The sequence below is a fragment of the Acinetobacter sp. 70_2 genome, assembly GCF_056736115.1.
Genome location: NZ_JBWZIP010000015.1, coordinates 900,522 through 912,389, shown reverse-complemented (window position 1 = coordinate 912,389; position 11,868 = coordinate 900,522). Strand labels below are relative to the sequence as shown.

Here is an 11,868-nt window from a genome sequence, read left to right as displayed (position 1 = left end):
TCCTCTGTTGAATGAATAACGAGATGCAGATTACTGCATCAATGGGTGTCTAACTTTTTGAATCCTTTAACTAAAGTATCCAATTCTTTTATTTGCGCCAAGAATGGCTCAAGTTGTGACATACGTAATGCACAAGGTCCATCGCATTTTGCATGTTCTGGATCTGGATGAGCTTCCAAGAATAGCCCAGCCAAGCCAGTTGCCATTCCAGCACGTGCTAAAGTTGTAATTTGAGCACGACGACCACCTGCCGAATCAGCACGGCCACCAGGGGTTTGCAACGCATGTGTCACATCAAAGAAAACTGGCACATTCATTTCTTTCATGATGTCAAAGCCAAGCATATCTACAACAAGATTGTTATAACCAAATGCTGAACCACGTTCACAAAGAATGAGTTTGTCATTTCCTGCTTCTAAACATTTGTGCAGAATATGACGCATTTCATGAGGTGCTAAAAACTGAGCTTTCTTAATATTAATGATAGCTTGTGTTTTTGCCATCGCTTCAACAAGATCAGTCTGACGACTTAAGAAAGCAGGTAACTGAATAATATCGGCTACTTCTGCAACTGGTGCAGCTTGATATGGCTCATGCACATCAGTAATGATCGGAACATTAAAATGCTTTTTAATATCACCTAACCATTCAATACCTTTTTCAAGTCCAGGGCCACGGAATGAATGTAGACTAGAACGATTTGCCTTATCGAAACTCGCTTTAAAAACATAAGGAATTTCTAAACGTTTGCAAATATCTACATACGTTTCTGCAATTTCAAAAGCTAAATCTTTTGATTCAAGTACGTTCATTCCGCCAAATAATACAAATGGCAAATGATTTGCCATTTGTATATCGCCTAAACGTACAACTTCTTGTGGTTTTAATTGTGACATTTAAACTTTCCCAGTTTATTTAAATCGCATTATTTACTTTTTTGATGCTGAGTTTTCGCAGCGTCAATAAAACTAGCAAATAATGGATGTCCATCACGTGGTGAACTTGTAAATTCCGGGTGGAATTGTACAGCAATAAACCAAGGATGTTCAGGAATTTCTACAGTTTCAACCAAATGTTGTGCTGAAGAATAACCAGAAATCTTCATACCAGCTTTTTCAATCGATTCAATGAAACGGTTATTCATTTCATAACGGTGACGATGACGCTCAGTGATCTCAGCTTTTCCGTAGACTTCACGTGTTTTTGTGCCTTCAACCAATTCTGATTTTTGTGCACCTAAACGCATTGTTCCGCCCAAATCAGATTCGAGACTACGTTGTTGCAATTCACCGCGCTCATCCAACCACTCAGTAATTAAGCCAATAAGTGGATATTTTGTAGAGCGGTTAAATTCCGTAGAAGAAGCTTCTGGCATACCTGCAACATGGCGAGCATATTCAATAACAGCCAATTGCATGCCTAAACAAATTCCTAAGAAAGGAATGCGATTTTCACGTGCGTATTGAATAGCTTTCATTTTGCCTTCAGTACCACGTTCACCGAAACCACCTGGAACTAAAATTGCGTCAGCTGTGCTTAAAATAGATACGTCTTGGCTTTCAAGCTCTTCAGCATTGACGTAATCAATTTGTACTTTTACGCGATTTTTAATACCTGCGTGCAACAATGCTTCGTTTACAGACTTATAAGCATCTGGTAATTCAACATATTTACCAACCATAGCTACACGTAAAGTGTATTCAGGGTTTAGTAATGCTTCAACTACATTGTCCCAATCTTCTAGATTTGCTTCTGGAAGATCATTAAATCCAAAACGTTCACAGATCAAGTCATCAACGTTTTGTTCATAGAATGTACGTGGAATTTGATAAATCGTTTTCGCATCTTTACATACCACTACAGCGCGTGCTTCTACGTTAGTGAACAATGCAATTTTGCGTTTAGTATCAACATCAACATCATATTCTGTACGGCAGATCAGAATATCTGGCTGAATACCAATTGAAAGTAACTCTTTTACAGAGTGCTGAGTTGGCTTAGTTTTTAACTCTGCTGCTGACTTAATATATGGCAACAAAGTTAAATGCATAAGCATGGTACGTTTATGACCAAGCTCAACCATTAACTGACGAACCGACTCCATGAACGGTAATGATTCGATATCACCTACGGTGCCACCAATCTCTACGATAGCAACATCATAGCCTTCACCTGCGCGAAGAACACGTTCTTTAATATTGTCGGTAATATGAGGAATAACCTGAACTGTACCACCTAAGTAATCACCACGACGTTCTTTATTTAAAACGTCTTGATATACACGACCACTCGTAAAGTTGTTTAGTTTGGTCATTTTCGCGCGACGTAAGAAACGTTCGTAATAACCCAGATCCAGATCGGTTTCTGCACCATCTTCGGTAACAAAAACTTCACCATGCTGGAATGGGCTCATTGTCCCTGGATCGACATTAATATAAGGATCCATTTTAACCATTGTGACTTTTAAGCCACGAGCTTCCAAAAGTGCAGCAACAGAAGCAGCAGAAATACCTTTACCTAGCGATGAAACCACACCACCAGTGACAAAAATAAAATGGGTCATTAAGTTTCTCGTACAATCAAGCCGAAATCGGCCTACAATGTTTGGCAATTTTACTGTACTCTGCCCCTATAAAGCAAAGTCAAACCGCATCAATTCAAAGAACAATAAACAACTGGTTATTCTATCAGCATTTTTAACAAAAAATTAGCTCAATCTGACATGATTTTTTCATTGCTATTTACTGTTATAATGCCAACTCCTCAATTAAATGTTGTTTTGGGCAATGGCAAATAAAAAACTTTTAATCTGTGCTGCAATTGCGGCTGGACTATTGTTAACCGCATGCGTTAAAAAAGAGACACCGAAAGAAGAAGAGCAAGACAAGGTTGAAACTACTGTTTCAGAACCTCAACCAGCGAAGCCTGCAAAATTTGAATCTTTAGAGAGTGTAGACACTCGCCAAGAAGCTCAAATTCCAGCGCAACCACAAGTTGAAGTTCAGCGTGAAGAAACAACCAATACTACAACTGAAATTCGTCGCGAAACTCGTCCTGCTCATTCTGCTGAATCTTCACAGACACAAGTTGCTGAACAACCTAAATCTGAGACACCTAAAGTAGAACCAAAACCTGAAAAAAAACCTGAGCCTAAAGCAGAACCAAAACCTGAAAAAGCTCAGTCAAAACCTGCTAAGGCAACTGAGCCTGCAAAGACAGAAGATGACGCTGTTGCTGCTGCAATTGCTGCTGCAACACCAGCACTTAAAAACTAAGCTTCTGTTCAAGAATGCCCAAATTAACTATTTAATTTGGGCATTTATATAATCTTCATAATATAAATAAATTTAATCCCTTTCTTTTTTATCTTTAAAGCTCCCCTGTCTGTCATTTTAGGACAATCTATTTTCAATCATTCAAAAATCATTGACTCAAATCTTGTCTGCTTATACTTTTTATATCAAGTTCCTTTTTAGAACTTAAATTAAAAGAAGATTGGAGCAAGAAAATGAATACAGCTTTAAACCGTATGCCGGCCTCTTTTCCTGTCCGCCGCATGGACTACAATTTTGAAAATATTCCACGTTATTGGTGCAATGATGAGCCTTCACTTACCCACTATTTCACAGGTCTTTCTACTTTGTTTCCCGAAGGAGAATCGTATTTTGTTAGATCTGTGCGTGCTTTACGTGCTAAAGCTAAAGAAAATAAAATTTTAGACAGAGAAATAGGTGCATTTATTGGTCAAGAAGCAATGCATTCTAAAGAACATCATGCTTTTCATGTCAGTGCGCAGCAATATGGTTTAAATCCAGAGTCATTAGAAAAAGCGACAGGCATTGTTCTTAAAGCTATTGAGAAAGTTTTTAGTAAAAAATGGAATTTGCTTGTAACAGTAGGCTTGGAACATTACACAGCAGTACTCGTAGTCAGCATGATGCAATCGGTAAATGAGCTTATGACTGATACAACTATTCGTAACTTATGGTTATGGCATAGTGTAGAAGAAACCGAGCATAAAGCTGTTGCATTCGACTTATATCAGCATTTATATGGCAACGGATTAGGTGCTTATATTCCTCGTATTTCAGTTTTTACTTTTAGCTTAATTCTGATCACTGCTTTTTCAACCGTTTACCAAATTATTTTAATGAAACGGGATAAGCAACTGGCCAACTTCAAATCTTGGCGCAACTTTTTTAGCTTTGCTAGCAAACAATATAAAGTTTTGATTCCTAAATTTCTTGAATATTATCGTTTTGATTTCCACCCCAACCAAACAGATGAAAAAGCTTTAGTTGCTGCCACTAAAATAAAAATTGGTATAAATGATAAAACTCCACTCTTATCTTAAGAGGTAAAAAAATAAAGCCCAGACTTTGGGCTTTATTTATGCATTTGATGATTGTCTATTTATTACGTTCAATTAAAAAATAATCAGACATCAGACGTGCGGCCCATGACGTGCTACGCCACCCTTCATAAAATGCACAATGACTTCCTTTTTTAGTTGTCACTACAGCCACCGTACTCATTTGCTGAATTGGCTCTATGTAAGGCTCTAAATTTTTAATAGAACAAACAGGGTCATCTTCCGCGTTCAGAATCATTAATGGAATTTTAATATTCTCAAAAACATAAATCGGGTTAATAGATTTACAGTAAGTCTCATAATCTTGAAAACCAGCCATTTCGAAGTATTCTTTTTCAAATTCTTCTAAATTGGTTGTCGATAAGACTTTTTCTAAAGATGCTATTTTGCTCCACGTATTTTGATACGGATAAATAAAATACTTAAAGAGCTTTTTAGTCATCATTTTACTATAAAAAGGATGAACATTTTTAAAACCAATTTCAGTGTTATAACCCGGGCACATCGCAAAAGCAGCTTTAAAAGGTGTATCTTCGCCTTGTTCACCCAAATAGCGAACAAGCAGACCTGTACCTGCTGATGAACCTACCGCATATAAGTCCGATGCCGGAAATAGACTTTGAATATGGTTAAGCTGTTCTTTTAAATCACTCGTAGAACCAAAAAGAGAAATTTGCGGCACAGGCATTGGCAAACCAGCGTGACCACGGCGTAGACACAGTGCAATTCGCCAGCCAGTATATTGATTTAAATCACGTACCAACTCACGCATACTCTCAGGCGTACCTGTAATGGTATGCATAATTACAACCGTTGGTGTATCTGCTGGTAAATTGTAACCATACCAAGCAATTGCGGTAACACCACCATCATTCATAGTGAGTTGATCAATACGGTCATATTCCAGCTTTATTGTCTGTTTTCTAATAAGATCAAAATAGAGTAAATGGACATGGCTGTTCGTCAACCAAGGCGTAGGACGGTATTTCTGTTTAAGTTGAGGGAGCTTATCCAACACATCTTTAATTTGTCCTTGAGGATCATAATAAACTTTTGGATGCTCAGCACCTACCACTAAATCGAACAGCTCTGAACCGAAATCTTTAATTTTATTAAAAACAGATATGCCCATATCCAATGACTACCTATGACTATGAGTTAAATGATTGCCGCACCAAAGCAGCAACCTGCCTTCCCCAAATTGCGTAAACTTCCTTACTTGGATGAAAACCATCACTTGCCATTGGCAAATTCATGGCTTGAAAAGTTTCAATATCGTATTGAAGAAACTCAAATTGACTCTGTGGCGCCAACCATTGTTGTAATTTTTGATTCATTTGCTCTGCATATTGCCCAAACAACCAAGCCAATGGATTAGGTAAAGCTGGGAAATGTTGCATTGGAGGCACGCCAGAAACAATTATCAGCTTTGGTTGAAATCGTTTCTGAATATGATCAAATAATTGCTTCTGTTGTTTGACCCATGATTTAGCCGAGGTCAGCTTTGTGACATCATTTACACCAATAGATGTCACAATCACATCATACTTCCGCTCTTCTAAATGCTGCAAAGCATGAAAAACTTGTCGAGTCGTATCACCCGTTTTAGCATGAAGTTTCCATTGTAGGGAAAATTCATTTTGCAGTTCTTGAATAATTGCACCAGACAAGGCATCTTTTTGTGTTTCTACACCCACACCTGCTGCAGCAGAATCTCCTAAAATAAGCAGAGATAAAGGCTTGCCTTGACCAATGCTACCTTCTCGTTCGCCTTTGGCTTCTGCTAAACGTGGCGTGTTCTTTCGAACTTTACTGCCTTGTATAAATAATACGGGCAATAAAAGCAATGTTGAAAGTTTTAACCACATTTTATATACCTCAAGACTCTTAGGCTATTTAACAAAATTATTGAGGTTTGAATTGAGCAATTCTTATACCCATTTGCTCAGCCAATGCAGCTAAACCACTCATTGGGCGAATCATTACTTCAAAATCAATAATTTTACCTTGCTCATTAAAACGGATCATATCAATCCCTTTCAATGATTTATCGCCTACATTCGCACTAAACTCGAGCACCACATTTTGGCCATCTTCCGTGTAAAACTCACGATGATATGTAAAGTTTTCGAATACCTGAATCACATTAGTAAGAATAAAGAAAACAACCTGTCTCCCTTCATAAGGTTTATAAGCAACTGGTGAACGGAAAACGACTTCATCTGCCAGCAAATCATTTAAGTTCGATAAGTCATTTGACTGAATCATGTGGTGCCATTTTTCTAATGATTGTTTCGTTGTTTCAAGTGTCATTTTTCTTTTCCTTCAAATTGGTTTTAATAGTGAGCATTCTCTTATTCAAGACAATGCTCACCTCACTCATTAAAGAACCGCTGCTAGTTCAGCACCTTGACGAATAGCACGTTTAGCATCCAACTCACCTGCTTCTTTAGCACCACCAATCAAATGAACATTTTTGCCATCTGCTTTTAATTGGTCATACATAGCAGTAAATGATTCTTGACCCGCACAAATCACCACGTTATCAACCTCAAGTACTGTTGGTTTTCCGTCAACAGTAATATGAAGACCTTGATCATCGACTTTGTCGTACTGTACGCCTGCCAACATTTTCACATTTCTGTTCTTAAGCCCTGTACGGTGAATCCAACCAGTCGTTTTACCTAGTCCCGCACCGACTGAAGAAGCTTTACGCTGTAACAAATAGATTTCTCGTTCAGAAGCTTCAACTTTTGGCTGCTTTAAACCACCAACATGTTCATAGTGAGTATCAATCCCCCATTCTTCATAGAACTTTTCAGGATTTAAACTGCCACTTTCACCCTCATGGGTTAGGTACTCAGCTGTATCAAAACCAATACCTCCTGCACCAATAATGGCAACACGCTGACCTACAGGTACACGCTCTTTAAGTACTTGTAAGTAGCTCAACACTTTTGGATGATCAATACCTTCAAATTGCAATTGACGAGGAGTTACACCCGTTGCAACTACAATTTCATCGAAGCCTGATTGACTTAATTCTTCATAAGTTGCTTTATGATTTAATACGAGCTCAATGTTTGGGCGTAATTCAATTTGACGATTAAAATAACGTAGTGTTTCGTAGAACTCTTCTTTACCTGGTACAGTTTTAGCGATATTAAACTGACCACCAATTTGATGACTTGCTTCAAAGATTTTAACTTGATGTCCGCGATCAGCTGCATATACAGCAAAACTGAGACCAGCTGGCCCTGCACCAATGACAGCGATATTCTTCTGATTTTGAGCTTCTTTAAAAATCAGTTCAGTTTCATAACATGCACGAGGGTTAACTAGACATGTTGCAATTTTCATAGAGAAAATGTGGTCGAGACAAGCTTGGTTACAACCAATGCACGTATTGATTTCATCACTACGGCCTTCACTGGCTTTTAAAACAAACTCGGGGTCTGCAAGCATTGGACGTGCCATTGAAACCATATCAGCATGACCCGATGCTAATACATGCTCAGCCATTTCAGGTGTATTAATACGGTTTGAGGTAATTAATGGAACTGAAACTTCGCCTTTTAATTTTTCAGTAACCCAAGTAAATGCAGCTCTTGGTACTTTGGTGGCAATTGTTGGAATACGAGCTTCATGCCAGCCAATACCCGTATTAATGATCGTAGCACCTGCTTTTTCAATCGCCTTAGCAAGTTGAATCACTTCTTCTAAAGTAGAACCGCCTTCAACTAAATCAAGCATTGATAAACGATAAATAATAATAAAGTTTTCACCAACTATTTCACGTGTGCGTTTTACGATCTCAATAGGAAAACGAATGCGGTTTTCATAGCTACCACCCCATTCATCGTCACGATGGTTTGTTCTGGCTGCAATAAATTCGTTAATTAAATAACCTTCAGAGCCCATAATTTCAACGCCGTCATAACCGGCATATTGAGCAAGCTTCGCACAGTTTGCAAAGTCATCAATGGTTTGTTGAACCTCAGCAGAAGTCATTGCTTTAGGTTTAATTGGGTTAATTGGTGCTTGAATTGCCGAAGGTGCAACAATTTCTGGCTGATAAGAATATCGGCCTGTATGTAATATTTGTAATGCAATTTTCCCGCCAGCAACATGGACGGCTTCAGTAATGACTTTATGTTTTTCGGCTTCTTCTGTGCTATCCAACTTAGAAGCATGAGCAAAGGTTAAACCTGCTTCATTTGGCGCAATACCACCGGTTACGATTAATCCTACATCCCCTTTAGCACGTTCCGCATAAAAAGCCGCCATGCGTTCATAACCACCGGGTGCCTCTTCTAGACCAACGTGCATAGACCCCATCAATACGCGATTTTTTAATGTCGTAAAACCTAAATCTAATGGTTTTAATAAATGTGGATATAACGACATAACAACTCCTTGGCTTGCTAATCTGCTTGCTTAATGCAACTTGTTGCACAAATTTATAATCAAATTTTGACTTTTATGCAACATGTTGCATAATCTTATGAGTCACACTTTACTTTTGCTTACAAACGGATTGCCATGTCACTTCCTCATGTTTTACTGACGAGCTTACTAGAACGACCAAGTACAGGCTTTGAACTTGCCCGCCGTTTTGACCGTTCTATGGGCTTTTTCTGGAATGCCACACATCAGCAAATTTATCGTGAACTCAATAATATGCTTAAAAAAGGCTGGGTCTCTACTTTAGAAAATGAGATGGATAGTGGCCGAAAAAAAACTTATCAGGTCGAACAACTTGGCCGTATAGAACTCGCTTCATGGATGACACAGCAAAGTGAACCTGCACAGCTTAGAGATGACTTAATGGTAAGATTGCGTGCTGAGGCGCAATTGAGCAATAATCAAATATTACCCGAACTGTTACGACATCTTGGTTTACACCAAGAAAAGCTCAAGCTTTACCAAAGTATTTACGATAAAGATTTTAAAGATAGCGATGACTTGAATGATCGAGTGCTATATATCCACAAAATGATTTTAGAACTCGGTATTACCATGGAAACTGAGTGGATTAAATGGTTAGAACAAGTCATTCCTCAATTAAAACTTTTTGCTCAAGATAACGTATCTGGAGAATAACCATGCCTTATTACACCATGCCCGATCAGGAAAGTTTATTTGTACGCCGTGTTGGTCGTGGTGAACCAGTATTAGTATTATCTGGTTTAGGTATGCAGAGTTGGCAATGGCTACCGTTTATCTATGCAAATCGCAAAGAATATGAGTTCATTATTCCTGACTGGCGTGGTTTTGGCGGTTCAAAAAATTGTGCAATTCCCGACCAAGACGCCATATCCAGTCACTGGCAAGATGTTGCTCATTTAATTGAGCAACTAAAACTTGAGAACTTTATTTTAATGGGCTACTCAATGGGCGCTACCACAGCAATGCATGGTATGAAGCATGCTCATCTCACACGGCAGTTAAAAGCGTATTTACACATAGATCAGACACCAAAAATATCTGTAGATTCAACATGGCAATATGGTTTATTTGGCCCTTTACACACACAATTCAAACAACTACTCAATGATATTTATCAATTATTATCAAAGCACAAAAATGCTAAGTATCTTTATGAATTAGCGCTTCCAGACCGCCAAGAACTGGTACGTTTATGGGTAGATTTTATTGAATTGCAAAGTAGCAATCCATTTAGTCCTTTTGTTTTTAAAACTGCATTAAAACAACCATTTTTACAGAAGTATTTATTACCGATTCAACGTTTAGATTATTTATTTTGGTATGTCGAAAATTATCTTTTCCACAATGAAGATTATCGTGAAGCGCTTCAGCAACTACAGTGCCCAACAACTTTCTTTATCGGACGTAATTCGACACTTTACCCAGAAACTGGTCAAACACTTATTGCACACAGCGTTGAACATGCAAAAGCAATTTATTTCGAACGATCAGGCCACACCCCATTATTAACCGAACCGAAAAAGTTCGTTCATGAAATCACGACGTTCTTGTCTGAGCTTAAACAAGCTTCTTAAAATAAAAAAAGGATCTGCTAAAACAGATCCTTTTTTAAACCAATAAATCATTAAGCAGAATGAGCTAACTCATTTGCTTTTAATTGTTCAGCAACATTTAACAAAAGCTGTTCAGTTTTATCCCACCCTAAACAACCATCTGTCACTGACTGACCATACGTCATTTCACATGAAATCTTCTGATTACCATCAACTAAATGACTTTCAATCATGACACCCTTCACCTGAGTTTTTAAGCGTTCAGCAACGATTTGCTGCAAAACCTCTGGCTGACGTAAAGGGTCTTTACCACTGTTGCCATGACTACAGTCAATGACTAAGGCAGGAAGATTTTGTTTATGTTTTTCACGTATTGCCTGAATTGAAGCTAAATCATAATTAGGACCATGATTCGCTCCACGCAAAATTAAGTGTGGCAATGGGTTACCAGCACTCTGAATGACAGAAGGTAAACCTTGCTGATTCATACCAAGAAACTGATGCTCATTTTGTGCCGACTGAATAGCATCTAAAGCAATTTGAATTGAGCCATCTGTACCATTCTTGAAACCGATGCTGTATGGCATGTGACTTGAGATTTCACGGTGAATTTGAGACTCGCTGGTACGAGCACCAATTGCGCCCCAAGCCAACAAATCATCAAAATAACCCGTTGCCATTGGGCTTAGAATTTCGCTCGCAATCGGCAAACCCTTTTCAATAATTTGTAAATAAAGCTCACGTGATTTTTCTAAACCTAATTGTAGATTAGATGATCCATCAAGATTTGGATCATACATATAACCTTTCCAACCTACAGTTGTACGTGGCTTTTCAATATAAGCACGCATCACAATGAATACTTGATCTTTAACTTTTTCTTGTAATTTTTGCAGTTTTTCTGCGTATTCAAGAACCGCAACTGGGTCATGAATTGAACATGGTCCTGTAATAACCATTAAGCGCTGATCTTTACCAGCAAGAATATTTTGAATAATTTGACGGTGTTCTGCAATTTGACGTGCGAAGGTCTGCACAAGCGGATATTTAGCTTTTAACTGGACAGGCAAACTAACTGGTGTTTCTTTTGTATTACTTTGAGTTAGTAGAGTATTTAAAGCATTCATTGGTCTTTTCCTTTGGACTGAAACCGAATCAGTCCGATCATTTATTTGAGCGTTTTGGATCTATTCGTTGGCAAAGGTAAGCAAAAGTAAAACCAATAAAAGTTGCTAAAGTATGAATAAGTCATGTTGTTCATTTTGAATTCCTCGATTTGAAAAAGATAAAGCATAAAAAAACCTGATCGGGGTTGCCGATCAGGTATTAACTGTGATGGGCAACTTTCGTGCCCGAATACGCTCAGGCAACTATCTAAATTGCCAGAAATAAAAGTAAGCGTTAGAATTCACAGATTGATTTAACATCTTTATCTCAAATATTAAAAAATGTTCCTTAAATCTAAAATACGCATTGTTGATGAGTTTGACAAGT

The 11,868-nt window shown here is 38.1% G+C and carries 11 protein-coding genes; 4 read left to right on the top strand and 7 right to left on the bottom strand.

Annotated features, from left to right (window positions below; translation table 11 throughout):
* Positions 1 to 38: 38 nt before the first annotated feature.
* Both kdsA and AC1PJ9_RS13280 read right to left on the bottom strand, forming a co-directional pair.
* Complete coding sequence (gene kdsA / locus AC1PJ9_RS13285) at positions 39 to 896, bottom strand: 3-deoxy-8-phosphooctulonate synthase (RefSeq protein WP_004701333.1); 858 nt, start codon at positions 894 to 896, stop codon at positions 39 to 41.
* Positions 897 to 925: 29 nt separating this feature from the next.
* Positions 926 to 2,563 (bottom strand): CTP synthase, encoded by a 1,638-nt coding sequence (locus AC1PJ9_RS13280; protein WP_004701331.1) that lies wholly within the window; start codon positions 2,561 to 2,563, stop codon positions 926 to 928.
* 223 nt (positions 2,564 to 2,786) lie between these two features.
* On the opposite strand from AC1PJ9_RS13280, the gene AC1PJ9_RS13275 reads away from it, so the two are divergent.
* Complete coding sequence (locus AC1PJ9_RS13275) at positions 2,787 to 3,275, top strand: internalin (protein ID WP_311087492.1); 489 nt, start codon at positions 2,787 to 2,789, stop codon at positions 3,273 to 3,275.
* A 233-nt stretch (positions 3,276 to 3,508) separates the two neighbouring features.
* Positions 3,509 to 4,354, top strand: coding sequence for a metal-dependent hydrolase (locus AC1PJ9_RS13270; RefSeq protein WP_263613840.1), 846 nt, complete (start codon positions 3,509 to 3,511; stop codon positions 4,352 to 4,354).
* A 55-nt stretch (positions 4,355 to 4,409) separates the two neighbouring features.
* On the opposite strand, the gene AC1PJ9_RS13265 is transcribed toward AC1PJ9_RS13270, so the two are convergent.
* From AC1PJ9_RS13265 to AC1PJ9_RS13250, 4 genes are all read right to left on the bottom strand, one after another.
* Positions 4,410 to 5,504, bottom strand: a complete 1,095-nt coding sequence (locus AC1PJ9_RS13265; protein WP_311087491.1) for a YheT family hydrolase — start codon at positions 5,502 to 5,504, stop codon at positions 4,410 to 4,412.
* Positions 5,505 to 5,523: 19 nt separating this feature from the next.
* Positions 5,524 to 6,240: an SGNH/GDSL hydrolase family protein gene (locus AC1PJ9_RS13260; RefSeq protein ID WP_311087490.1), complete on the bottom strand. Its 717-nt coding sequence runs from the start codon at positions 6,238 to 6,240 to the stop codon at positions 5,524 to 5,526.
* Between the two features lie 37 nt (positions 6,241 to 6,277).
* Positions 6,278 to 6,685: a nuclear transport factor 2 family protein gene (locus AC1PJ9_RS13255; RefSeq protein ID WP_311087489.1), complete on the bottom strand. Its 408-nt coding sequence runs from the start codon at positions 6,683 to 6,685 to the stop codon at positions 6,278 to 6,280.
* A gap of 69 nt (positions 6,686 to 6,754) precedes the next feature.
* Positions 6,755 to 8,779, bottom strand: coding sequence for an oxidoreductase (locus tag AC1PJ9_RS13250; RefSeq protein ID WP_311087488.1), 2,025 nt, complete (start codon positions 8,777 to 8,779; stop codon positions 6,755 to 6,757).
* A gap of 135 nt (positions 8,780 to 8,914) precedes the next feature.
* On the opposite strand from AC1PJ9_RS13250, the gene AC1PJ9_RS13245 reads away from it, so the two are divergent.
* Complete coding sequence (locus tag AC1PJ9_RS13245; protein WP_000056573.1) at positions 8,915 to 9,475, top strand: PadR family transcriptional regulator; 561 nt, start codon at positions 8,915 to 8,917, stop codon at positions 9,473 to 9,475.
* A 2-nt stretch (positions 9,476 to 9,477) separates the two neighbouring features.
* Positions 9,478 to 10,395: an alpha/beta fold hydrolase gene (locus AC1PJ9_RS13240; RefSeq protein ID WP_311087487.1), complete on the top strand. Its 918-nt coding sequence runs from the start codon at positions 9,478 to 9,480 to the stop codon at positions 10,393 to 10,395.
* 50 nt (positions 10,396 to 10,445) lie between these two features.
* Here the strand turns inward: AC1PJ9_RS13240 and AC1PJ9_RS13235 are convergent, their stop codons facing one another.
* The gene (locus AC1PJ9_RS13235; protein ID WP_311087486.1) at positions 10,446 to 11,501 is read right to left on the bottom strand and encodes a 3-deoxy-7-phosphoheptulonate synthase; all 1,056 of its coding nucleotides are present in this window, start codon (positions 11,499 to 11,501) and stop codon (positions 10,446 to 10,448) included.
* Positions 11,502 to 11,868: the final 367 nt, after the last annotated feature.